General features: G+C 73.0%; 21 protein-coding genes. 11 read left to right on the plus strand and 10 right to left on the minus strand.

From position 1 onward, the window contains the following. Positions 1-74 precede the first annotated feature (74 nt). The 3 genes from AMK25_RS11730 to AMK25_RS11740 all read left to right on the plus strand — a co-directional run bounded on the left by AMK25_RS11730 (position 75) and on the right by AMK25_RS11740 (position 3,273). The gene (locus tag AMK25_RS11730; protein ID WP_443189908.1) at positions 75-1,856 is read left to right on the plus strand and encodes an ABC transporter ATP-binding protein; all 1,782 of its coding nucleotides are present in this window, start codon (positions 75-77) and stop codon (positions 1,854-1,856) included. Between the two features lie 146 nt (positions 1,857-2,002). Further along, positions 2,003-2,560: a M23 family metallopeptidase gene (locus tag AMK25_RS11735; protein ID WP_083664708.1), complete on the plus strand. Its 558-nt coding sequence runs from the start codon at positions 2,003-2,005 to the stop codon at positions 2,558-2,560. Positions 2,561-2,637: 77 nt separating this feature from the next. Then, a complete protein-coding gene (locus AMK25_RS11740; RefSeq protein ID WP_073828374.1) occupies positions 2,638-3,273 on the plus strand; it encodes a VOC family protein in 636 nt (211 codons plus the stop codon). A 39-nt stretch (positions 3,274-3,312) separates the two neighbouring features. On the opposite strand, the gene AMK25_RS11745 is transcribed toward AMK25_RS11740, so the two are convergent. Beyond that, positions 3,313-4,107 carry a hypothetical protein gene (locus tag AMK25_RS11745; protein ID WP_073828375.1) on the minus strand — a complete coding sequence of 265 codons (795 nt, stop codon included), beginning with the start codon at positions 4,105-4,107 and terminating at the stop codon, positions 3,313-3,315. Between the two features lie 328 nt (positions 4,108-4,435). On the opposite strand from AMK25_RS11745, the gene AMK25_RS11750 reads away from it, so the two are divergent. Beyond that, a complete protein-coding gene (locus tag AMK25_RS11750; protein WP_073828376.1) occupies positions 4,436-4,981 on the plus strand; it encodes a hypothetical protein in 546 nt (181 codons plus the stop codon). A gap of 236 nt (positions 4,982-5,217) precedes the next feature. Here AMK25_RS11750 and AMK25_RS11755 read toward each other — a convergent pair whose 3' ends face one another. Next, positions 5,218-5,493 carry a DivIVA domain-containing protein gene (locus AMK25_RS11755; RefSeq protein WP_073828377.1) on the minus strand — a complete coding sequence of 92 codons (276 nt, stop codon included), beginning with the start codon at positions 5,491-5,493 and terminating at the stop codon, positions 5,218-5,220. Positions 5,494-5,791: 298 nt separating this feature from the next. Between AMK25_RS11755 and AMK25_RS11760 the strand changes: the two genes are divergently transcribed. From AMK25_RS11760 to AMK25_RS11780, 5 genes are all read left to right on the plus strand, one after another. After that, entirely contained in the window at positions 5,792-6,031 is a 240-nt protein-coding gene (locus AMK25_RS11760; RefSeq protein WP_073828378.1) for a winged helix-turn-helix domain-containing protein, read from the plus strand. A 70-nt stretch (positions 6,032-6,101) separates the two neighbouring features. Beyond that, positions 6,102-7,040: an HNH endonuclease gene (locus AMK25_RS11765; RefSeq protein WP_073828379.1), complete on the plus strand. Its 939-nt coding sequence runs from the start codon at positions 6,102-6,104 to the stop codon at positions 7,038-7,040. A 264-nt stretch (positions 7,041-7,304) separates the two neighbouring features. After that, on the plus strand, positions 7,305-10,214 hold the full coding sequence (locus tag AMK25_RS11770) for a M36 family metallopeptidase (RefSeq protein ID WP_241826331.1): 2,910 nt from the start codon (positions 7,305-7,307) through the stop codon (positions 10,212-10,214). A 187-nt stretch (positions 10,215-10,401) separates the two neighbouring features. Next, positions 10,402-10,842: a ribonuclease domain-containing protein gene (locus AMK25_RS11775; RefSeq protein WP_073828381.1), complete on the plus strand. Its 441-nt coding sequence runs from the start codon at positions 10,402-10,404 to the stop codon at positions 10,840-10,842. Between the two features lie 61 nt (positions 10,843-10,903). Then, positions 10,904-11,323 (plus strand): barstar family protein, encoded by a 420-nt coding sequence (locus tag AMK25_RS11780; protein ID WP_073828382.1) that lies wholly within the window; start codon positions 10,904-10,906, stop codon positions 11,321-11,323. 318 nt (positions 11,324-11,641) lie between these two features. Here the strand turns inward: AMK25_RS11780 and AMK25_RS11785 are convergent, their stop codons facing one another. The 8 genes from AMK25_RS11785 to AMK25_RS11820 form a co-directional block, all read right to left on the minus strand. Further along, complete coding sequence (locus tag AMK25_RS11785; RefSeq protein ID WP_073828383.1) at positions 11,642-12,367, minus strand: HD domain-containing protein; 726 nt, start codon at positions 12,365-12,367, stop codon at positions 11,642-11,644. A 7-nt stretch (positions 12,368-12,374) separates the two neighbouring features. Then, positions 12,375-12,833: an ATP-binding protein gene (locus AMK25_RS11790; protein WP_073828384.1), complete on the minus strand. Its 459-nt coding sequence runs from the start codon at positions 12,831-12,833 to the stop codon at positions 12,375-12,377. 292 nt (positions 12,834-13,125) lie between these two features. Next, a complete protein-coding gene (locus AMK25_RS11795; RefSeq protein WP_073828385.1) occupies positions 13,126-14,469 on the minus strand; it encodes a pectate lyase family protein in 1,344 nt (447 codons plus the stop codon). Between the two features lie 28 nt (positions 14,470-14,497). After that, complete coding sequence (locus AMK25_RS11800; protein ID WP_073828386.1) at positions 14,498-15,664, minus strand: Gfo/Idh/MocA family protein; 1,167 nt, start codon at positions 15,662-15,664, stop codon at positions 14,498-14,500. Next, entirely contained in the window at positions 15,661-17,145 is a 1,485-nt protein-coding gene (locus AMK25_RS11805; RefSeq protein ID WP_073828387.1) for a mannitol dehydrogenase family protein, read from the minus strand. The genes AMK25_RS11800 and AMK25_RS11805 overlap by 4 nt, the downstream gene beginning before the upstream one ends. Continuing rightward, complete coding sequence (locus AMK25_RS11810) at positions 17,136-18,437, minus strand: enolase C-terminal domain-like protein (RefSeq protein WP_073828388.1); 1,302 nt, start codon at positions 18,435-18,437, stop codon at positions 17,136-17,138. Before AMK25_RS11810 ends, AMK25_RS11805 begins: the two co-directional genes overlap by 10 nt. Then, on the minus strand, positions 18,434-19,867 hold the full coding sequence (gene uxaC / locus AMK25_RS11815; RefSeq protein WP_073828389.1) for a glucuronate isomerase: 1,434 nt from the start codon (positions 19,865-19,867) through the stop codon (positions 18,434-18,436). The genes AMK25_RS11810 and uxaC overlap by 4 nt, the downstream gene beginning before the upstream one ends. Positions 19,868-19,884: 17 nt before the next feature. Further along, on the minus strand, positions 19,885-21,213 hold the full coding sequence (locus tag AMK25_RS11820; RefSeq protein ID WP_073828390.1) for a Gfo/Idh/MocA family protein: 1,329 nt from the start codon (positions 21,211-21,213) through the stop codon (positions 19,885-19,887). Positions 21,214-21,454: 241 nt separating this feature from the next. On the opposite strand from AMK25_RS11820, the gene AMK25_RS11825 reads away from it, so the two are divergent. Together AMK25_RS11825 and AMK25_RS11830 are read left to right on the plus strand one after the other, a co-directional pair. After that, a complete protein-coding gene (locus AMK25_RS11825; protein WP_043323558.1) occupies positions 21,455-22,501 on the plus strand; it encodes a LacI family DNA-binding transcriptional regulator in 1,047 nt (348 codons plus the stop codon). Between the two features lie 97 nt (positions 22,502-22,598). After that, entirely contained in the window at positions 22,599-23,942 is a 1,344-nt protein-coding gene (locus AMK25_RS11830; RefSeq protein ID WP_073828391.1) for an ABC transporter substrate-binding protein, read from the plus strand. Positions 23,943-23,949 lie beyond the last annotated feature (7 nt).

Consider the following 23,949-nt stretch of genomic DNA (forward strand, 5'->3'; position numbering starts at 1 on the left):
ACAGGCTTTCGTGTTGTTCCCTCATGTTGAGGTAACCTCAGCATTGTCCCCCATGAGGAGCACCCTTGGATCGCATCCCCGACGGCCGCCGCGACGGCCGAACCGTCTCCCCGGCCGAGAAGGCCCAGGCCCGCGACGTGTCCCTGCGCCGGATCGGCGGCCTGTTCACCGCCCACCGAGGCCCGCTCGCCACCGTGGTGGCGATCATCGTGGCGTCCTCGATCATCGCGATGGCCACGCCGTTCCTCCTGCGTACCGTGATCGACAGGGCACTGCCCGAGCGTGACCTGACCCTGCTGGCCTGGCTGGTCGCGGGCATGGTCGCGGTGGCAGCTGTCACCTCCGTGCTCGGCGTCGCGCAGACCTGGATCTCCACCCGCGTCGGCCAGGAGGTCATGCACCGGCTGCGCGCCGACGTCTTCGCCCACCTCCAGCGGCAGTCGATCGGCTTCTTCGTGCGCACCCGCACCGGCGAGGTCCAGTCGCGCATCACCAACGACATCGGCGGCATGCAGGCGGTCGTCACCTCCACCGCCACCTCGATCGCCGCCAACCTCACCACAGTCGTCGCCACCACCATCGCCATGCTGGCGCTGAGCTGGCGGCTCACCCTCGTCTCGGCGGTCGTGCTGCCGCCCGCGCTCTGGCTAACCCGCCGCGTCGCCCGGCTGCGCCGGGAGATCACCGCCCAGCGCCAGCGCGAGCTGGCCGACCTCACCGTGACCATCGAGGAAGGGCTGTCGGTCAGCGGCGTCCGGCTGGCCAAGACCCTCGGCACCGGCCCGGCCCTGGTCGACCGGTTCACCGCGTCCTCGGCCCGCCTGGTCGACCTGGAACTGCGCTCCGAGCTGGCCGGACGCTGGCGGATGGCCGCCATGAGCATCGTCTTCGCCGCCATCCCCGCCGTGATCTACCTCGGCGCCGGGCTGCCCGGCACCGCCGGCACGCTCACCATCGGCACGCTCGTCGCGTTCACCGCCCTGCAGGGCAACCTGTTCCGGCCGCTGATGGGCCTGCTCAACGTGGGCGTCACGCTCACCGCGTCCCTCGCGCTGTTCGCCCGCATCTTCGAATACCTCGACCTGCCCGTCGAGGTCGCCGAGCCGGCCCGCCCGGTCCCGCTCGACCCGGCCACCGCCCGCGGCCACCTGCGCGTCGAGGACGTCACCTTCAGCTACCCGGGCAGCGACACCGCCGCCCTCGCGGGCGTCAGCCTGGACGTCCCGGCCGGCACCAGCCTCGCCCTGGTGGGGGAGACCGGCTCCGGCAAGAGCACGCTCGCCGCGCTGATCAGCCGCCTGCACGACCCGGACGCCGGCCGGATCACCATCGACGGGATCGACCTGCGCGACCTGCGCCCGGCCGACCTGGCCGCCGTCGTGGGCGTGGTCAGCCAGGAGACGTACCTGCTGCACGGCACCGTGCGGGACAACCTGCGGTACGCCCGCCCGGACGCCACCGACGCCGACATCGAGGCCGCCACCCGCGCCGCCCGCATCCACGACCTCATCGCCGCGCTGCCCGACGGGTACGACACCATGGTCGGCTCGCGCGGCCACCGCTTCTCCGGTGGTGAGCAGCAGCGCCTGGCGATCGCCCGGACCCTGCTGCGCGACCCGCGCATCCTGGTGCTGGACGAGGCGACGAGCGCGCTGGACACCGAGACCGAACGCGCGGTCCAGCGGGCCCTGGACGAACTGGCCCGCGGACGCACAGTGGTGACCATCGCGCACCGGCTCTCCACCGTCCGCGACGCCGACCGCATCGCCGTGCTCGACCACGGCCGGATCGTCGAGTCCGGCACCCACGACGCGCTGCTGGACCGGCGCGGCCGCTACGCCGCCCTGATCGGCTGACGTACGCGCGCCCGGCCCGGCCACCGCCGGCGAGCGACGGAGATGTAGAAAACCTTTGCGCTGCCATTCATCTGTGTAGCTATTTACCCGACCCGGGCGGCGGCCCTAGCATCGATCTGCATCGTTGTCGATGAAGAGGAGAGGCGATGTCCCTGACGTTCGCCGCTGCCCGGATGCGCGTGCCCGCGATGCTCACTGTCGCCGTCGTGGCCGGTGCGATGCTCGGCGTGCAGCCCGCGCAGGCCGCCCGGCCGGGTTTCCGGATGCCGTTCCTGTGCGGCCAGACCTGGCAGGGCAACAACTGGAACGGGCACAGCCCGGCCCACGCCATCGACTGGAACCACTACGACGCCAACGGCAGCCCCGACGACCTCAACCGCCGGACGGTCGCAAGCGCCGCCGGCACCGTGCTGGAGTCGTACTACTCCACCACCTCCGGCTACGGCAACACCATCGTCATCGGGCACGGCGACGGCTGGCGCACCCGGTACGCCCACCTCAACTCCCGCGCGGTGGCCACCGGTGACACCGTGAAGCGCGGTGACGTCATCGGCCGGGTCGGCGCGACGTCGGCGAAGTACGACCTCAGCCCGCACCTGCACTACGAGCAGATCCACAACGGCAGCGTCGTGGTCGCCGTCGTCCAGGGCGTCACCTGGTCCGACGGGCTGAAGCGCAACCAGAAGAGCACCAACGGCTGCTGATCGCGGGCGGTGGGCCACCGGCCGAAACCCGATCTGCAAGACGTGATTTATGGCTCGCCAATAGGTAGAGTGGCGCGGTGCGCAGTGGGGTGCAGGCTCAGATGCCGGTGCTGTACGTCGGCGACGCCGACGCGGCCGGGAGGTTCTACGCGCTGTTCGGCTACACCGGGCAGCCCGGTGGGGACGGGCGGTTCCACCTGCGCTGCGGCGAGCTGACCCTGCTGCTCGTCGAGGCCACAGCGGTCCCGGCCGCGCTCTACCTCCACGTCGACGACGTCGCCGCGACCACCGACCGCCTCGTCGCGGCCGGCCACCCGGTCGACCAGGTGCCCGGCGGCGAGTGCCGGACCATCGACCCCGACGGCAACACGATCCTGTTCACCCGGTCGCCGGTCCGGCCCGCCCCGGCCCCGCAGGCCGAGCCGGACGGCCGACCCTCGCACGTCCGCCGGGCCGCCGCAGTGGCCGCCCGGCGCGACGGCGCGCCCGCCCGCTGTCAGATCGGCGGACCGCGCGGCGAGCCCTGCGCCGACCCGGCCGAGGTCAAGCTCGCCGACTCCTGGGGCGACACCGTCTGGGGCTGCCTGACCCACGCCGACGAGACGCTTGTCAACGCGCGTGGCGCGTTCCTGGCCAGCGAGGACGGCACCGGCCTCGCCGCGTACCTGACCGCCCGCCGGGCCCGCCCGGACGAGGTGGCCGTAGCAGGCTGACCGCCGCCGTCCGCGCGTGCGGCGCGGCGGACTGCCGCGTCAGACCGCCGGTGGCTGCGGCTCGCCGGGACGCGGTCGCTGCCCCGGGGCCGGGCGCGGCGCGGGCGGCGGGAGCAGCGGCTCCAACGGGAACAGGTCCGCCGGCCCGTCGGTGTTCGGCGCTCGCGGCGCGGGCCTCGCTCCCGCCGCCTCCGGCTGCCGGTCGCGCCGGTCCCGCTCGTCGGCGAACTCGGCGCGGCGGCGGGCCAGGTCGCGCTCGCACTCCAGCGCGATGCGCTGCTCCCAGTACGGCTGGAGCAGCCGGCGCACCCGCTCGTCCAGATGCACTGTGACGTCCGGCTCGCAGGCGAACGTCACCTCCCCCCGCGCGTACGTCCACGGCGGTGGATCGTCCGCGGCGAGCGCGGCGGTCAACGCGGCGTGCAGGTCACGCGGCCGGTGCGGCGGCACCTCGACCGCGTGCCGGACGGCCAGCCGGTGCAGCCGCTGCGTGGCCTGTTGCTGGAAGTAGTCGACGTACCAGCCGAACAGCTCCGGCCGGGCGGTCTCCGACGACCAGGTGTAGGTGGCCCGCACCAGGAACACGTACACCTGGCCCTGCGCCGGCACCACGAGCGGCTCCGGGGCGCGCCGGTCGACGGTGGTCACCGGCGTCTCCGGCTCCTCGGTCCACCAGAGCTGCCGCAGCGTGGGCTGCGCGCCGTCCCAGAAGCGCCGGGTCCGCAGCCGCGCCGCGTCGCCGAGCGCGCGTGCCCGTACCCGCCAGCGCCGCCAGCCCTCGCGCGGCGCGGGCCGCTGGTCGGCCGGCCCCGGGTCCCCCGGCACCGCGGTCATCGCACCCCCTCCATGCCGGATCGCGGCACCGCGTCCCGTGGCGTCACCGGGACGCGCGGGCCGTCGGGCGAGGGGTGGCGGACTGCCGTAGCGGTCCGCGATCCACGCTAACAACAGCGACCGGTGTACGCGCGCAGCCGCGCGGACGGCTCCGCCCCGCCGGTTGACCGATCGGACGAGCCGTCCCGTAGTCCTATCCGTGGGACTCGGGGCGGGTCGGTCCCGTTCACGGGACCGACCATCCAAACTCGATCGGCATACCTTGATCTGTTGTCGAAGCGCTTCGTAGCGTGAGGCTCCGCAATGCTTCGGGGGAGGGCCAGAACGCATGGGCGTAGACGCTCGCCACGACGCCGGCCAGACCGTGACATACGTGCGGTCCCTGGCCGAGCGGCAGTACGACAGGGTCTGGACTCCGGACTTCCTGCACCTCAGCCCCGACGTGCAGGGCTTCGCCGTCTTCCACCGCGGTGGCCTGGTGCTGGTCTACGGCGCGGTGTCGCCGGAGGACCCGGCCCGCTGGGTCTTCCGGATGGCCTGCGCGGCCGGTGCCGACGTGCCGGACATCTCCGGGGCCATGGCCTGGGCGAACATCCGCAACCGGCTGGCCGAGGCGGGACGCTACTACTGCGTCGTCAAGCCCGACCAGAGCGCCTGCCACGTGGTGTTCGCGCTGGATGTCCGCAGTCCGCTGCTCGACGACGCCACCGCGCCCGACGCGCAGGCGCTGCGGGAACTGTTGCACTTCTCGCTCGCGGTGTGCGTGCACAACGCCGTGGCGGACTTCCGCGACCTGGCGTCCTACCTGCCGGCGCGGCCCCTCGCCCCGACCGAGATCGACGCCTGGACCTTGTTCGCCGGCACGCAGGACTGACCAGGCGGCAGTGGTTCGCCGGCCCGGCGCAGCCCGGCGAGCTGCACGAAGATCTCCCGCTTCGCGGTCGCAGTGCCTCGACGGTTGAGCACGTAGCCGGTCAGCCAGATCCAGCCCATGCGTCACCTCGGCGCCGACCGACACGACCCGGAACGTCAGCGCCCGGTCGCCGCCGAACTGCACCGACGCTCGGCCATCGACTCGCAGCAGGTCACCGGGTTGCGGCGCACGCATCGCTACCAGTGGCCGTCGTTCGGCGGGCGGCACTCGCGGGCGTGCATGGCCTGCCAGTCACGCAGGGCGCGCTTCAACCTGTCGTTCTCCTGCGCGAGCAGGCGTACCTGCCGGTGCAGTTCCGTCAGCTCGTCGGCGACCCGGGCCTGGAACTCGCGTACCTGATCGGGGTCGACGCCCCGTCGATGCGGGTCGAAAGCGTGGGTGCGCACCTCGTGCGCGGTCATCCCGGCCGGTGGGCCGCTCAGGTGGGGCCGGCCGGATCGATTCTGCGTCACTTCGGTCCTTCCAGGATCAGCGGACAGGTGCGGTGGGTCTGGAAGGGCGGCCGTCCGCACGCCGGCCGCGGACGGCCCGCCCGCTCCGCCCTCGCAGCCCGGATCGGCGGTACGAAGGCGGAGCAGTCCGGAGGGTCGGGACGGGTACGCGCACCCGCCCCGACCGGGGGATGAGCCGAACTCGTTGCCACGCGAGGAACGGCCCGGAGCCAACGTATCTAGACATGTCAGATGAGTCAACGTTACTTGTTAGGCGCGTCGCGGTGTGATCGAATCGGGTCGCCACGCGAGGAGTGCCATGCGAGAAGTGCCGGATTACTGGCGCATCGCCGACGATGTGATCGCCGATGTCAGAGGGACGAAGCTGAAGCCGGGGGACAAGCTGCCCTCCATCGCTGAGCTGCGCGATCGCTACCGCGTGAGTCATGGGACCGTCCAGATGGCGTATGCACGTCTCGAAGCGTTGCGGGTGATCCGCCGTCAGCAGGGCAAGGGCGTCTTCGTGACGGACCCGAAGACCTGGATGCGCGAGCCCTGACCAATCCAGTCGGATTCGCGACCTCGCCGGGGGTAGCGGCAAGATCCATCGGTAATGCACGCTGGGCGGCGTGAAAGCCTTCGTCGGGGTCACGGACGAGAAGTGGTATCGGTTCCTGGCCGCGCGTCCCGACCTGAACGAAGTCAACTTCTGGCGCCCGTCGGGTGGCGCCTTCCGCGCGCTCACGCCGGGCGAACCGTTCCTTTTCAAGGCCCACTACCCGCTCAATCGGATCGTCGGCGGGGGCTTCTTCAGCGGGTTCACACAGTTGAAGATCTCGGAGGCGTGGGCCCTGTTCGGCGAGGGGAATGGCGTCGCGAGCCTGGACGACATGCGGCATAGCGTCGGGCGGTACCGGAGGCAGCCGATTGCGCCGGGGGAGGATCCCGTCATCGGCTGCGTCTTCGTCCGGGACAGCGTCTTTTTCTCGGACGGTTCCACAGCAGATCCGCCGCCCGGGTTCGCACCCAACGTCGTCCAGGGCAAGACGTACGACCTCGCTGAACCAGCTTCAGCGGGCTACTTCCGCCTGCTGCTGCACCGTCTTCTGGGCGGTGAAGTCGAGCTGGACCTCAGCGAGCCGTGGCATCGTCCCGGTCCGGTTTACGGCGATCCACGGCTCGTCCCGCAGCGACTCGGCCAGAAGTCCTTCAAGGCGGTGGTGCTCGGCGCCTACGGCCGGCGCTGCGCCATCACGGGCAACAAGGTGCAACCGGTGCTGCAAGCAGCACACATCCGGCCGCTCCCCGAGGGTGGTGAACATCGGATCGACAACGGACTGTTGCTCAAGTCCGACGTGCACATCCTCTTCGATCACGGATATCTGGGCGTGGACCCGAAGTATCGCCTGATGGTGAGCCCGCGCCTGCGTAGTGAGTTCGGCAACGGCGACCAGTTCTACGCCAAGGCCGGCTCTGTGATCGCGATCCCGGAGCGACGTGGTGAGCGCCCAGCGCCGAGTTCTTGGAGTGGCACCTGGACACCGTGTTCAAGGCGGCCTGAGCGCTGAGGAGCCACGGCTACCCGGTAGATCTTGGTAGCAAATGGCCCTCATGGGGGCCATTTGCTACCAAGATCTCCTGGCCTCTCACCCCGTGGACTGCGAATCCCGAAGGAGCGCCCTCCTGCACCGTCGGCGCCGCCGAGAAATCGACGCAACAACATTTATGGATGTTCGGATGGTGTCGGGGCGTCGATCGTGCTGGTCGGATGGCGGAACGGACATCGCCGTTCGACGATGACAGGAGGGACCGTGCGCACACCATCCCGTGCGTTGACGGGGACCACCGCGCTGCTGCTGGCAGCCGGTCTGGTCCTGACCGCCGCCGGCGGCGGCCAGGCGGCACCCCGGGAACAGACCCGTACCCAGGCGCCACCCGACCACCTGCCGGGCGACCGGCACGACACCAAGGCCACCGACAACCGCAAGGGCCGCGTCGCCGCCACCGAGCGGCAGCGGGACCGGGCCGCCGCGCTCGGCGCGCGCGTGCGCTGGACCGACTTCGGTACGCCCGCCACGCTCACCTCCACCGGCAAGCCCCTGGCCACCGGCCTGCCCGCCGACCCGGCCGCCGCCGCGCGCGCGTACGTGGCCGCCAACCGGGACGTGCTGGGGCTGACCGCCGAGGGCGCTGCCGCGCTGGAACTGCTCACCGTGGCGCCGATGGGGCAGGGCGCGACGGTGCTGTTCCGGCAGCGCTTCGGTGATCTGCCGGCCGGCGTCGACGGCATGCTGTCGGTCGGCGTACGCGACAAAGCGGTGTGGCACGTCAGCTCCTCGCTCGCCCGTGACGCCGGTCCGCCGGCCCCTGCGACGATCAGCGCCGAGCAGGCCCGCAAGGCGGCGATCGCCGACGCCGGCCGCGCCGACGCGCAGGTCGTGCGTACCTCATTGGTCGCGGTGCCCACCGCGGACCGTGGGCCGCGCGCGGCGTGGGAGGTGGTCCTCGGCGCGGACACCACCGGCGCGGACCCGGCCGCCTACTCCACCTACGTGGACGCCCGCGACGGCGCCGTGCTGGTCCGCGAGGACCTCATCGACCACGCCTCGGACCACCCGTCCTGGGAGGTCTTCCCGAACTCGCCCCGGGTCGACAGGGCCTCGGTCGACACCCGCAAGCGGTGGTGCGCCGTGCCGGCGCGCGGCTGCGCCGAAGTGGTCGGCGTGCCCGGGCACCCGGCCTGGGACGTGGACCCGGCGACCGGTGAGTCCACCAGCACGACCAAGGGCAACAACGCGATAGCCGTGCAGAACTGGTTCAGCAACGACCCGTTCAGCGTCGGCACCGAGACCGCCACGCCCCGGCCGGACCGCAGGTACGCCTACCCGTGGACGAACCAGTGGCAGGAGCAGCGCTGCAACCCGGAGGTGTTCACCTCGCCGCGCGCCAACGACATCGACGCGGCGCGGGCCAACCTGTTCGCGATGCACAACCGGATGCACGACTGGACGTACCACCTCGGGTTCACCGAGGAGACCTGGAACATGCAGCAGGACAACCTGGGCCGCGGTGGTCTCGGTAACGACCCCGAGCAGGGCAACGCCCAGGCCGGTGGCGTCAGCGGCGGCCCGCCGACGTTCCCGGCCCGCAACAACGCCAACCAGATCACCCCGCCGGACGGCGTCGCGCCGACCACGAACATGTACCTGTGGCAGCCCACCGCCGGCTCGTTCTACGCGCCCTGCGTCGACGGCGACTTCGACATGTCGGTGATCGCCCACGAGTACGGTCACGCGGTCACCAACCGCATGATCGCCGGCCCGAGCGCCGGGGTCAGCACGCCGCAGGGCATGAGCGAGAGCTGGTCGGACCAGCTCGCGATGGAGTACCTCTTCGAGCACGGGTACGCCGCGCCCGGCCGGCGCGGGTTCACCATCGGCGAGTACACCACGCAGGACCCGAACGCCGGCATCCGCAACTACAACATGAGCGACAGCCCGCTGAACTACAGCTCGCTCGACTACGACTTCGTCGGCCTCCAGGTGCACGCCTCCGGCGAGGTGTGGAGCGCCACCAACACCGACATCCGCGCGGCCATGATGCGCCGCTGGGGCAGCGGCACCCCGGCCGTGCAGAAGGCGTGCGCCACCGGCGCCCGCGACGTGACCGCCTGCCCCGGCAACCGGCGCTGGATCCAGCTGGTCTTCGACTCGTTCCTGCTGATGTCGGTCAGCCAGGTCAGCATGGTCGACGCCCGGGACGCGATGCTCGCCGCCGACCGGATCCGCTTCGGCGGGGCCAACCAGGACCTGCTCTGGAACGCGTTCGCCAAGCGCGGCCTGGGGGAGGGCGCGGCCAGCGTCGGCCACACCGACCCCGACCCCACGCCGGGCTTCACCTCCCCGTACGCCCGGGAGGGCTCGCTGCGGCTCCTGCCGGTGGGCGAGCGCGGGCCGGTGGCCGGAGCGCAGCTGTTCGTCGGGCGCTACCAGGCGCGGGCCGTGCCGGTCGCGGACACCGACGCGGCGACCCCGCTGACCGACCGGGTGGACATGGTGCCCGGCACGTACGAGTTCGTGGTGCGGGCCCCCGGCTACGGGCACACCCGGATCGGCCCGGTGACGATCAAGGCGGGCCAGAACCGGACGCTGCCGGTGACGTTGCGACCCAACCTGGCCTCGGCGACCACCGGCGCGACGGTCGTCGGTGACGGCATCAACCTGCCGCAGATCGCCGACGACGACGAGGCCACCAACTGGGCCTCGATCGGCGCGCCGGTCGCCGGCCGGCAGGTCACCGTCGACCTGGCCGGCGGCGTCCAGCAGGTACGCCGGGTGCAGGTCAGCGCGATGCTGCGCCCGCCCGTCACCGGTGACGCGGACGCCGGCACCCAGAGCCGGTACTCGGCGGTGCGGCAGTTCCGGGTCCTGGCCTGCACCGCGCAGGGGCCGGTGACGTGCGCCGACGCGGCGGACTTCCGGCCGGTCTACACCAGCAAGCCGGACGCCTTCCCGTCGGTGGCGCCGCGTCCCCGGGCGCCGGAGCTGATCATGCGGTCCTTCGGCATCCCGCGGACCACTGCCACGCACCTGCGCGTCGAGGTGCTGACCAACCAGTGCACCGGCGCGCCGGACTACGCCGGTGAGCAGGACGACGACCCGCGGGCGGCGACCGACTGCGCCACCGCCAGCCCGCAGGCGCAGAACGTGCGGATCGCCGAGTTCCAGGCGTTCTCGCACTAGCTCCACGCGGCGGGTGCGGACGGGCGGCTCGGGTCGTCCGTCCGCACCCGCCGCCTCATGTTCACGCGGGGTTCGGAGGGCTGTCGCCGGATCGGGGCTGTACCGCGGGCAGGATCCCCGACAGACTGAGCATCGACCGGCCATCAATGTCGGTCGATGCGCTGTCGTCCCGTTCAAGGAGGATCCCTTGACCCCGTTCCGCGCCGTCGTCACCCGAGTCCGCCGCGCCCTCGCCGCGTCCGCCCTGGTCGCCGCCGTGGCTGCCGCCGCGCTCGTCGCCCCCGCCACTGTCTTCACCCGGCTCGCCGAACCGGCCGCTGCCGCCGTCTACGGCTCCTGCACCCAGTCCCGCTGCGCCGACGCGCGCACCGCGCGGTCCGGCTGGTCCGCGAAGAGCTTCCCGACCAGCCGCGGCTGGTACTCGTGGAGCGGCGGCCAGTGCAACTTCGCCGGCGGCCGGTTCTACAACTACGAGGGACAGCTGCCCTCCGGCGCCACCTACTACGAGTACGACGTCTACCCGCGCGCCTGCAACGCCTCCCGGGACGCGTATCGGATCGTGGTCAACAAGAGCACCGGGGCGACCTGGTTCTCACCCGACCACTACGCCAACTTCTACCGGCTCTGAGCAGCCTCGACGCCGGCCGGGCCCGCGCCGCCCGGCCGGCGCCGTCGGGAAACGACGGATCATGGGTACGCGGTTGCCGGCCTGGCTCGTGTACGACTTTGCGCCGTCCGAGCCGGACGGAATGCCGGTCTCCGGTACGGCCGGCCGCACCCGGGCCGGGCTGCACGAGGCGCTGGCCGGGGCGCTGGAACTGCCCGGCTGGTACGGCCGCAACTGGGACGCCCTCGCCGACGCGCTCGCCGACCGCCTCGACGCCGGTCCGCTGACACTGGTCGTGACCGACGCGGCGGACCTGCTCGCCGACGAGCCGCCCGCCCAGCTCGGCACGCTGCTGGACGTGCTCGGCGCGGCCGCCGCCGGTGGCCACGAGACGCTGCGGTTGGTGCTGCGCGACCACCCGGACCGCCTGCCCGCCCTGCGCGACCGCGTCGCCGCCGCGCTCGGCGGACGGCTCGCCGGCCCACCTCCCGCAACCGCCTGACCGGCCGCCGATTCCCCACCACCTCCCCGAAGTGGCGACGTCGGACCCGCGAGCTCGGCGAGGTGGCGGGGCCTGGTGGGTGGGGATGCCACCACTTCGCCGTAGTGGTGGGCCGTGCGCCAGTTCGGGGAGGTGGCGGGGTCCGTTGGGTGGGGTTGCCGCCACTTCGGCGTAGTGGTGGGCCGTGCGCCAGTTCGGGGGAGTGGTGGGGTCCGGTGAGTGGGGATGCGGCCACTTCGGGGAAGTGGCGAGCCGGGCGCCAGGTCGGGGAAGTGGCGAGGTGAGGATGAGTGCGAGCCGGGTGGTGCGCGGGTGGCGTCAGCCCGGCTGGTCGAGGATGGCGCTGAAGCGCTCCTCGGCGAGGTCCAGCTGGGCGAAGATGTGCTCCTTGACCGACGCCGACAACGGCGTGTCCGGGCGGGCGACCAGGTCGCGGAAGACCGGCACCAGCGGGCGGTACTTCGTGGCGGCGCGGGTCACCTTCGGCCCGACCGTGTGGATCACGCCCACGCCGTTGTCGGTGAAGTCGGACACCTTGATCACCCGGGCCCAGGGCTCCCGTTCCAGGCTGGCCGCCACATGCTCCCGGTACTGCTCGTCGCGGTCCCGCCCCGGGTTGTACTCCGGGTTGGTGACCGCCGCGACCAGCCGGGCGACCCGCGCCCCGAACCGGTCGGCGAGCACGGTGAGCGCCGCCGGGGTCGCGTCCGAGCCGGTGTCGGGGCCGAGCCCTGCGAGTTCGGCGGGGTGGTCCTCGACCGCGTCGTGCAGCAGCCCGGCGATGATCACGTCGACGTCCCGCACCTGGTAGTGGTGCATCAGCCGGATCGACACCCGCAGCAGGTGGTTGAGGTACGGCTCGCGTACCCGCCGGTCGTCGCGGTGCAGGTCGGCGGCCAGGTCGAGCGCCTCGGTCAGCCGGTCGCGGTCGGCCTCGTCGAACGCCTCGATCTCCAGCCGGAACCGGGCCAGCAGGCCGGGCTCACCGTGGATCTCGGTGATCGCGTGCATCGGCATGGTGGCGAGGTACGCGGGGAACTCCATGCGTCCCTTATAGCTGATCTTCGCTAGATCCGGTGCCCGCCGGGCCGCTCACGTCGCCGGTGAGACGCTTGACCAGGCGTACGCAGGTGCCCTCCGGCGTGCCGACGATGGTGGCCTCGTCCATCACCCGCGCCATGATCAGCCGCCCGCGCCCCCGGTCGCCGCTCTCGTCGCCGTCGGCCGCCCGCCAGCCGCCGTGGTCGCGTACCTCGATCTCCAGCCGGTCGCCGCGCAGCTCGGCCCGCAGCGTGGTGATCCCCTCGGGAGCGAAGCGGTACCCGTGCTCGATGGCGTTGGCGCACGCCTCGCCGGTGGCGATGAGGACGGTCTCGATGTCCCACTCGCTGACGCCCTGGGCGTGCAGCCAGCCGCGCAGCCGCTCCCGGGTGGCGGCCAGCTGGCCCGGGTCGGCCGGCAGGTCGATGGTGAGGACCGGGCCGACGACCCCGGATGTCCCACCCGTCACGTCCGGTCCTCCGTCCCGCGCCCGTCCCCGGGCCTGGGCGCCCACTCGCGCTGCCACCGCCCGATTCTCACCCTGTTGTCCCCGGTGACCGCCGTTTCAATCCCCGGCGGCGCTGTCCGTCAACATGATCATTGCGCATCGAGGGCGGCGTGTCAGCCGGCGGCCCCGCGAGGCGGCAACGGCAGTGGGCCGGCGACCCCGGAGGGGACGCCGGCCCACGGACGAGCGGCCCGCGCGGGCGGCGGTCACCCCGACGGTGGCGAGGCGGTACGCGTGCGGGCCCGGGAGCCGGTCAGAGCGGCAGCCGCCCGGCGCCGGCGAAGGCGTCGACGGCGAGCGGGACCAGCGGGGTCGGCAGCGGCCGCGCGGCGCGCAGCGTGGGCGTCCACCCGGCGTCGCCGCCGAGGTCCGGGTCGTGGGCTGCGTTGTACGCGGCGAGCAGGCTCACCGGCCGGGGCAGCCGGTCGCCCTGGCGCACCCAGCTGCCCCGCTCGGTGAGCGCGGTGCCGCCCCAGTCGTACAGCAGGTCTGCGGGGCCGGTGTCGCCGGTGAGCGTGAAGAAGTTGTTCTCCGCGTACAGGGCGGACTGCACGCCGACGCCGAGGGCGTACGCGAAGCCGGGCCCGCCGAGCCGGTAGTGGTTCTCGTGCACGTCGACCCGGCCGAACCGCACGCGGGGCAGGCGTTGCAGCGTGCCGTCGAACAGGTTGTGCCGGACGGTGACGTCGAGCCGGCCCACGTCCGGCCCGACGGTGTTGGACGAGCCGATCAGCATCACCTTGTCCCGGCCGGTGAACCGGTTCCAGGAGACGGTGACGAGGCTGGCGGTGTGCGTGACGTCCAGCGATCCGTCGTGCACCTGCCAGGGCCGGCCGAAGTAGACGGGCTGGGCGCTGTCCGGGTTGTCGCCGTCGGTGAACGTGTTGTGGTCGATCCAGACGTGCTCGCTGCGCCGCACCGAGATCTGGTCGTACTGGGAGTTCCAGTTGCCGGTGTCCCCGTCGGTGGGGGACCAGGCCGGGAAGCAGTCCCGGGCGTCGGCGAACTCGATGTTGCGCACGATCACGTTGTCCACCCGGTCGATCATCAGCGTCAGGCCGGTGAGCCGGGCGCCGCGCAGGCCGATGATCGTGGTGTTGGAGCCGACGTTGATCTGGGTCTGGCGGGTCTGGTTGGCCACCGACCGCACCCGGGCGGCCTCCAGCGGCCCGCTCGGGTTCACCCGCCCCCAGGTCGCCGGGTCGTACGCGGCCAGGTAGGCGGGCAGCGAGTACTCCGGGTCGGCCAGGTCGGCGCAGTCCAGCGGCGTGCCGTCGGGCCCCTCGAAACCGTCGACGGTTCCGGCCACGTACACGATCTTTCCGGTGGCGTCGGCGGCGTTCGTGGCGTTGTCGCCGCCGAGTGCGGCGACCAGCTCGGCCCGGGTACGCACGACGTGCACCCGGTCCGGCGCGGCGGCCGACCCGCCGGTGGTGCCGGTGCCGATGGCGGCCCAGCCGTCGTTCGCGGCGAGGGCCTGGCGGCCGATCAGCTCGGCGGCCCGGGACGGCCGTCCGGTCGCGGCCGGCGCGGGCGCGGCGGTGGTGAGGACGAGCGCGGCGGTCAGCGCCGCGACGACTGCGGTTCGGGTACGCATGACTCGTTCCGTTCTCCTGGAGGGGCATTCACTGCGCGGGCAGGTCCACCACGTACGGCTTGACCGCCCACGGCACGCCCGCCTCGGACGGCAGCGCGCCGGTCTCCACGGCGGCCCGCAGCACCGCGCCGACGCCCCGCACCATCCGCACCCGCTGCGGGCCGTCGCCCGCCACGCGCACCAGGTCCCCGTCGAGCAGCGTCGGAACGGGCGCGTCCCGTAGCGCGTCCAGCACCGCGGTGAACGGTTCGGTACGCGCCAGCGGCGCGATCAGCGGCGTGCCGTCCGCGCGGTGGCCGAGCAGGTTCGCCAGCAGTCCTCGGCGGCCGGGCACCGGGCGTGGGGCGTCGTCGCCGGGCAGCCGCAGCCGGTCGGTCGGGTACTCCAGCACCGCCCGGCCCCGCTCGCCGGTGACCAGCACCTCCCCGGGGACGTGTTCCTCGGCGGCGAGGGTGAGCGCGGCCAGCACCGGCGGCCCGGCGTGCGGGGTCAGCCGCAGGGCTGCGGTGTCGTCCACCTCGATCGGACGGACGCGGTAGCGCTCCACCTCGACCCGGGCCGGGCGTACCGGCGCGCCGGTGACCGATTCGGCGACCGCCAGGCACTGCATGAGCGCGTGCGCGAGCGGGTTGGCGAGCGCGCCGTCCAGCGCCGGACGGCCGTCGACGGTTCGCCGTCCGGCCCAGGGGGAGCGGGCGTAGTAGGCGTCCGGTCGTTGCCAGGCGGCGAGCGTGGCGATGCCGGTGACCGCGCCGAGCCGCCCGAGCGCGCCGGTCAGCTCGGTCAGCGCGGCCGAGCCGAGCGCCTGGAAGTTGACCTGTACGGCCCGCCCGGCGGTACTCGCGGCGGCGGCGAGCGTCCGGTGTTCGGCGAGGTCGAGCACCGGAGGCTTCTCCAGCAGCAGGTCCGCCCCGGCGTCGAGCGCGTCGAGCGCGATCGGCAGGTGCGTGTGCGGCGGCGTGCAGATCACCACCACGTCCGGCCGGGACTCGGCGAGCATGGCCCGGTGGTCGGTGAACACGCCGGTCTCCGGCGGGACCGGCGCCTCCGGTTCGTCCTCCAGCGGGCGCACGTCGACCAGCGCGACCAGGCGCGCCCGCCCGGCGGCGTGCAGCTCGGCGATGGTCCGGCGGTGCCAGCGGCCGTGCCCGTTCGCCCCGATCAACGCCACCCGCGGCGGCCCGCCGCCGGTCACCGGGCGTCCGCCAGCGTGGCCCGGACGCCGTGGCGTTCCAGGGCGGTGAGCCAGCCGGTCACGTCGGCGCGGAACTCGTCGTCGTCGGCCAGGTCGGCCGGGAACACCTCGCGCAGCGCGAAGACCGCGTCCACCACCCCGGCCGGGGTGTGCGCTCCGGCGGCCAGCGCGGCACGCAGCCGGTCGGCGAGCGGGTCGTCCAGCGGCAGCGGTCGGCCGTCGTCGGCGTACCCGAGCAGGAACCGCAGCCAGGCGGCCACCACGAGCGCGCTCCACCGCGCCGACCGGCCGGCTGACCGCAGATCGGCGACGGTGGGCAGCACCCGCTGCGGCAGCTTTTGCGAGCCGTCCATGGCGACCTGCGTCGTCCGGTACCGGATCGCCGGGTTGGCGAAGCGGGCGAGCACCTGCTCGCCGTAGGCGCTCACGTCGACCCCGGGCGGCGGTGTGAAGCTCGGCGTGATCTCCTCGGCGACCAGCCGCCGCAGCACCGCTTCCAGGTGCGGCAGCGCCAGCGCCTCGGCCACCGTCTCCGCGCCGGCCAGCGCGCCCAGGTACGCGGTGGCCGAGTGCACGCCGTTGAGCGCCCGCAGTTTCAGTCGCTCCCACGGGCCGGCGTCGTCGGTGAGCACCGCGCCGGACCGTTCCCAGGCGGGCCGGCCGCCGGGGAAGTCGTCCTCGATCACCCACTGCGACCACGGTTCGGCGGCGATCGCTGCCAGGTCGGTCACGCCCAGCGCCCGCCGCGCGGTGTCCCGGGTCTCGTCGGTGCTGGCCGGCACGATCCGGTCGACCATGGTGCCGGGGCAGGTCACCGCCGTGAGCACCCGTTCGGCGCTCGCGTCCGGCACCCGGGCCAGCGCGAGGCACTGCTCCACCAGGCCGCGCAGCCGGCGCCCGTTGGCGGGCAGGTTGTCGCAGCAGACCAGCGCGATCGGCCCGGCGTCGGCGGCGGCGCGGGCGAGCAGCCCGCGCACCAGCAGGCCCGGCACGGTACGCGGAGGACGGTCGCTGGTGAGGTCGGCGGTCAGGTCCGCGTCCACTGTCAGCGCGGCGGTCACCGGGTCCATCCGGTAGGCCTTCTCGGTCACCGTCAGCGTGACCACCCGGATCGCCGGGTCGGCGAGCAGGCCGACCACCGCGTCCGGGTCGCTCGCGGCGTGCCGTACCCCGGCGAGCGCGCCGACCACCCGGGTGGCCGCGTCGTCGGGGGCGAGTGTGGTGACGCTGAACAGGCAGTCCTGCGCGGCCAGGGCGTCGACCACGTCGGTGCTGCGCGGCGCGACGCCGATGATGCCCCAGTCGCCGCCGGCCGCGCCGACCGCCGCCTCGGTGTGCACGGCCTGGTGGGCGCGGTGGAACGCGCCGACGCCGAGGTGGACGATGCCGGCCGGCACGGTGCCGGGGCGCAGCAGCGGCCGGCTGGCCTCTGGTAGGCGGCGCAGCGTGGCCAGGCCGAGCCGGTCGGTGGTCAGCGCCATGCCGGGCCGTCCGGGAAGCGGAACCGCGCGATCGACTCGGGGCGCATGGTGGCGCTGTAGCCGGGCGCGGTGGGCAGCAGGTAGCGGCCGTCCCGGGTGCGGACCGGGTCGGTGAAGTGCTCGTGCAGGTGGTCGACGTACTCGACCATGCGGCCGTCCAGGCTGGTGCCGACGCGCAGGTGGTCGAAGATCGCGAGGTGCTGCACGTACTCGCACAGGCCCACGCCGCCGGCGTGCGGGCAGACCGGCACGCCGAACTTCGCCGCCAGCAGCAGCTCGGCGAGCACCTCGTCCACGCCGCCGACGCGGCAGGCGTCGATCTGCATCACGCCGATCGCCTCGGCCTGGAGCAGCTGCTTGAAGATGACCTTGTTGGCGGCGACCTCGCCGGTGGCGACCCGGCAGCGTCCGCCGGTCAGCTCGGTGACCGCGCGGGCGATCCGGGCGTGGCCGAGCACGTCGTCGGCGTGCGTGGGCTCCTCGATCCAGTACGGGTCGACAGCGGCGAGCACGCCCATCGCGGCGATCGCCTCGTCCACGTCCCACACCTGGTTGGCGTCCATCATCAGCAGCGCGTCCGGGCCGATCTCGGCCCGGATGATCCGGGCCCGCCGCAGGTCGTCCTCGATCCGGCCGCCGACCTTCATCTTCATCGCGCGCCACCCCGCGGCGTACGCGTCGCGGGTCAGCGCGCGCACCCGCTCGTCCGGGTAGCCGAGCCAGCCCACTGAGGTGGTGTACGACGGGAACCCGTCGCGTTCCAGCCCGGCGAGCCGGTCGGCCAGGCCGTCGCGTCCCTTGTCGAGGATGGCCGCCGCCTCGTCCGGGGTGAGCGCGTCGGTGATGTGGTGGAAGTCCACGGTCGCCACCAGTTCGTCGGTGGGCGCCTCGGCGAGGAAGCGCCACATCGGCTTGCCGGCCAGCTTGGCGCGCAGGTCCCAGACCGCGTTGACGAGCGCGCCGGTGGCCATGTGGATCACCCCCTTCTCCGGCCCCAGCCAGCGCAGTTGCACGTCGGCGGTGAGCGAGCGCCAGAACGCGACAGGTTCGGCGGCGATCTCGGCGACGGTGCGTCCCCGCACGTGGTGGGCGAGCGCGCGGACCGCCGCGCAGGTGATCTCGTTGCCCCGCCCGTTGGTGAACGTGAACCCGGTGCCGGTCGGCCCGCCGTCGGTGGTCAGCTCCACGTACGTGGCCGAGTAGTCGCCCCGGTTGATCGCGTCCGAGCCGTCGCCGCTGGCGGCGGTGGGGAAGCGCACGTCGTGCACCTCGACGTCGGCGATAGTGGTCATGAAGGCCCACCTCCGAACTTGAAGACCTGCTTCGGCAGCCGGTACGCCAGGTCGACGATCGTCTCGGCGGCCTCGTCCCCGGTCATCCGGTGCTCGGCGACGAGGCGGGCGAGGAATCCGGCGTCGACCCGGCGGGCCACGTCGTGGCGTACCGGGATGGAGCAGAACGCGCGGGTGTCGTCGACGAACCCGGCGGTGTTGTAGAAGCCGGCCGTCTCGGTGACCGCCTCGCGGAACCGGCGCAGCACCTCGGGGGAGTCCAGGAACCACCAGGGCGCGCCGAGGCGCAGCGCCGCGTAGCCGCCCGCGAGCGGAGCGAGTTCCCTGGTGAACGTGTCCTCGTCGAGCGTGTAGAGCACCACTGTGAGCCGCGGGTCGTTGCCGTGCGCGTCCAGCAGCGGGGCGAGGGCGTGCACGTACTCGGTGGCCTGCGGCACGTCGCCGCCGACGTCGCGGCCGTGCCGGGCGTGCAGCCACCGGTTGTGGTTGCGGACCGCGCCGGGGTGCAGTTGCATCACCAGGCCGTCGTCCAGCGACATCCGGGCGAACTCCAGCAGCATGTGCGCCCGGAACGCCTCCGCGTCGGCCGCGTCGGCCAGGCCGCGCCGGCCCCTGTCGTAGAGCGCGGCGGCCTGCGCCGGACTGAGATCGAGGGTACGGGCGGTCGGGTGCCCGTGGTCGGACGAGGTGGCCCCGGCGGCGGCGAACGCCTCCCGCCGGGCCCGCAGCGCGGCCAGGTAGCCGGCGTACGTGCCGGTGTCCTCGCCGGAGACCTCGGCGAGGCGGTCCACGTTGACCGACCAGTTGCCGAACTCCATGTCCACCACGTCGTCGGGGCGGAACGTGGTGACCACCCGGCCGCCGGGCCCGCCCCAGCCGTCGGCGGCGAGCTTGGCGTGCCGGCCCAGGTCGTCCAGCGGCGACTCGGTGGTGGCGAGCACCTCGATGCCGAAGCGCTCGAACAGCGCCCGGGGCCGGAACCCCGGTTCGGCAAGGCGCGCGGCGAGCGCGTCGTAGACGGTGTCGGCGGTGGCGGGGCTCAGCGGCGTGTCGACGTCGAACACGTTGCGGAACGTCTGCTCCAGCCACAGCCGTGACGGGGTGCCGCGGAACAGGTGCCAGTGCGCGGCGAAGCGCCGCCAGACGGTCCGCCCGTCGGTCTCCACCGGGCTGCCGTCGACGCTGGGCACGCCCAGGTCGGCCGGGGGTACGCCCTGACTGAGCAGCATCCGGGTCAGGTAGTGGTCGGGTACGACGAGCAGCCGGGCCGGGTCGGGGAACGGCTGGTCCTCGGCCAGCAGCCCGGGGTCGACGTGCCCGTGCGGGGAGATGATCGGCTGCTGCGCGGCGAGCGCGTACAGCTCGCGGGCCAGGGCGCGCAGGCCGGGCTCGGCGGGCAGCAGCAGATCGCTGGGGGAGATGATCGGCACGGGGGCGGGCTCCTCGGTCAGGGCAGGGTGAGCAGGTCGGCGACCCGGACGGGCGCGCCGGTCTCCAGCGAGCGGTTGGCGGCCAGGCCGGTGAGCAGCGCCAGCGCGCCGTCGCGGGCGGTGGCGGCCCGGCCGAGCGGGTCGGGTTCGCCGCCGAGCAGCACCCGGGTCATCCGGGCGTCCGCGCCGCCGTGCCCGCGCCGGGTCCAACCGTCGACCGGGATCTCCACCGGCGGCGCCCAGAACGGGCGCAGCGTGAGCCGGGCCGCGCCCTGCTCGACGGCGGCCTCGTCGCCGTGCAGCGCCGCGCCCTTGAGTGCTCCGGCGACGGCCGGGCTGACGTGGTCGCTCTCGGTCACCTCCAGTTCGAGGCGGCCCCGGCTGCCGTTGACCATCACCCGGTAGCCCTCCCAGGGGGCGTACGCGGTCAGGTGGTAGGTCATTGTCGCGCCGGTGTCGTAGCGGGCCAGCAGGGCGAGGTCGTCCTCGATGGTCACGCCGGGGGCGAAGACGTTGCGGTCGCGGTGGTAGCCGTCCTCGGCCTCGGCGTCGAGGTACAGCTCACGCAGTCGCGGGTGGTCGGCCAGGCGCAGCGCGAACGGGTCGCCGTCGGCGGCGGGGGAGCCGTGCGCCCGGTCGTAGTCGCGGGCGTAGCCGTGCCGACGGCCGTCCGCGCCGTAGAAGAACAACCGGCCGTACGCGTGCACGTCGACCGGGCGCGCGTCGAGCCACCAGTTGACCAGGTCGAAGTGGTGGCCGGACTTGTGCACGAGCAGCCCGCCGGAGACGGACTTGTCGCGGTGCCAGCGGCGGAAGTAATCGGCGCCGTGGCGCACGTCGAGCAGCCACTCGAAGTGCACCGACCCGATCTCGCCCACCGCGCCGTCGGCCAGCAGCCGCCGGACCTGCTCGTGCAGCGGGTTGTAGCGGTAGTTGAACGCGACTGTGACGCGGCGGCCGGTCTCGGCGACCGCGTCCAGGATGCGCCGGCACCGTTCCGCGTCGACTGTCATGGGCTTCTCGACGATCACGTCGCAGCCGGCTCGCAGCGCCGCCGTCACGTACTCGTCGTGGGTGGCGTCCACGCTGGTCACCAGCGCCACGTCGACGCGCTCCTTGGCGAGCATGGTGGTGAAGTCGCCGGCGGCGTACGTGGGCACCGGCGGGTGGCCCAGCTCGGCCAGCCAGCGGTTGTGCGCGTCCATCCTCCTCTGGTTGACGTCGGCGAACGCGACCAGCTCGGCGGTGTCGGCGTGGTCGAGAGCGAGGGCGCGGACGAACATCTCGGCGCGCGCCCCGGCGCCCACCAGGGCGTGGCGGACCCGTTCCCGGGCCGGTGGTGACATGGCGTCGGCCTCCCCGGCAGTCGGCTGCAAAGGTTTGCAGCCGAAGAAACCACGACGATGGATACGTCGTCAACGGATGACGGCCAAGCCGCCCTATCCATCCGTATTGATGAGGTTTCACACGCCCACCGGGACCGTCGACGCAATCGAGCCGCAACAATGGACCGTTGACACGGGCGCAACCGTTTGCATTAATGGGCGGCACCCGTGACCCCCACCACATCGGACGAGGGAGCCCGCCGTGCCAGCCACCATCCGGGACGTCGCCCGCGCCTCCGGTGTGCACATCTCCACCGTGTCCCGTACGTTCTCGGCCCCGCACCTGGTCAACCCGGAGACCCGGGTCCGGGTGCTGGCCTGCGCGGAGGACCTCGGCTACCGGCCCAACCGGGCCGCCCGGGCCCTCATCACCGGCCGTACGCACAACATCGGCCTGATCGTGGCCGACATCGCCAACCCGTTCTTCCCGCCGCTGATCAAGGCGGCGGAGGGGCAGGCCCGGCACCGCGACTACCACGTGTTCGTGGCCGACACCAACGAGGACCCGGTCGCCGAGGAGGACCTGGTCCACGCCCTGGCCAAGCAGGTCGACGGCGTGCTGCTGTGCAGTCCTCGGATGAGCAACAGCCTGATCGAGCAGGTCAGCCGCGAGGTTCCGGTGGTGGTGATAAACCGCCAGGTCGCCGGCCTGCCCTGCGTGATGATGGACGTCGGGCAGGGCGCCCGGGCCGCGATCGAGCACCTGCTCGGGCTCGGTCATCGCCGGATCGCGCTGCTCGGCGGCCCGCGCGGCTCGTGGACCGCCCGGGAGATGCGCCGCGCCGCGACCGCCGCCGCCCGCAGCGGTTCAGCGGAGCTGACAGTCCTCGGGCCCAACCAGCCCACCGAGACCGGCGGCGGCGCGCTCGCCGAACAGGTACGCCGCAGCGGCGTCACCGCCGTGCTCGCCTACAACGACCTGATGGCGATCGGCCTGATCGAAGGGCTGGACGCGCTCGGGACGCGGGTGCCGCACGACGTGAGCGTCGTCGGCGTCGACGACATCGCGCTGAGCCGGCTCACCCGCCCCAAGTTGACGACGGTGGCCACGCCGACCGCGGCCGCCGGCCGGACGGCCGTCGACATGCTGCTGCAACTCGACTCCGACGCGCCACGCGGCGCCCGGGGCCGGGGCGCGGCGGCCGGCGACCGTCGCACCACCGCACAGGTAATGCTCCAGACCGAACTGGTCGTCCGCGACTCGACCGGGCCCGTTCCCGCGCCCGGCCGGGACGGCACCGGGGCCTGAGCAGGTGGCCCGGGCCCGCACAGCCCTGCGGACCCGGGCGGCCCGTGGACGGCCGCCGGTGACGTCGTCGCCTCCCACAGCCGAGGAGTGAGCGCAGATGCACCCCGCAACGTCCCCCACCGCCGGCGTACCCGCCGGGCGGCATCACCGTACCCCCATGACCCGACGCCGACTCGTGCGCGGCCTGGCCGCCGTCGCGCTCGCCGTGCCGCTCGCCCTGGGCGCGGCCGGCTGCGGCGACGACTCCGCCGGCGACGACGGCGGCCCGGTCAAACTCTCCGTCTTCTGGTGGGGCGGCGAGGCCCGGGCCAAGCTCACCGAGGACGCCCTGGCCCTCTACACCAAGAAGCACCCGGACGTGACGTTCGAGAAGACCTGGCAGGCCAACCAGGGCTACTTCGACAAGCTCGCCACGCTGACCGCCGGCGGCAACCCGCCCGACCTGTTCCAGATCGACGACAACTACCTGGCCGAGTACGCCGGCCGCAGCACCACGCTCGACCTGGGCAGCTACCAGGACTCCGGCAAGCTCGACGTGTCGAAGTTCCCCAAGAGCCTGCTGGAGTACGGCGTGGTGGACGGCAAGCTCGCCGGGGTCGCCGCCGGGGAGAACACCCAGGGCCTGGTCTACAACAAGACGCTGCTGACCAAGAACGGGCTGCCCGAGCCGACCACCGGGATGAGCTGGGAGGAGCACATCGCCTGGGCTGAGCAGGTGGCGAAGAAGACGAAGGTGCCCGGCACCCAGGACCCGAGCGCCGACTACAAGGCGCTCTGGGTGTGGCTGCGCCAGCAGGGCAAGGACCTGTACAACGGCAAGGAACTCGGTTTCACCGCCGAGGACGTGACGAAGTGGTTCGAGCTGTGGAAGGGCGCGCGGGACCGGGGCGCCACCCCGACGCCCGATGTCATCCACGAGGGCAACTCCAGCGACATCACCAAGCAACTCGTGGTCACCGGCAAGTCGGCCACCTCCTGGGTGTGGGTCAACCAGATGCCGGACCTGAAGAAGAACACCAAGGACGAGTTGGGCGTGGTCGCGTACCCGGGTGACCCGAGCGCGCAGTGGGCGCGCGCCTCGATGTACTGGTCGGTGTTCAAGGGCAGCAAGCACAAGGACGTCGCCGTCGATGTGATCAACTTCCTGAACAACGACCCGGAGGCGGTCGCGCTGCTCGGCACCGACCGCGGTCTGCCGTCGAACATGGATCTGCGCGCCAAGGTCAGCGAGACCGCCACCGACCCAGCCATGAAGCAGTCCATCCAGGTCGAGTCCGACCTGGCGCAGAAGTTCGGCGCCTCGCCCCAGGTCCCGATCAAGGGGCACAGCAAGGTCAAGTCCGAGCTGGTCAAGGCCGCCGAGAACGCCCAGTACGGCCGCGCCACCCCGGCCCAGGCGGCGGAGCAGTTCGTCACCGCCTGCAAGTCCGCGATCGCCTGACCCACGA

The sequence above is a fragment of the Micromonospora sp. TSRI0369 genome (assembly GCF_001905625.1).
GTDB classification, from domain to species: domain Bacteria; phylum Actinomycetota; class Actinomycetes; order Mycobacteriales; family Micromonosporaceae; genus Micromonospora; species Micromonospora echinospora_A.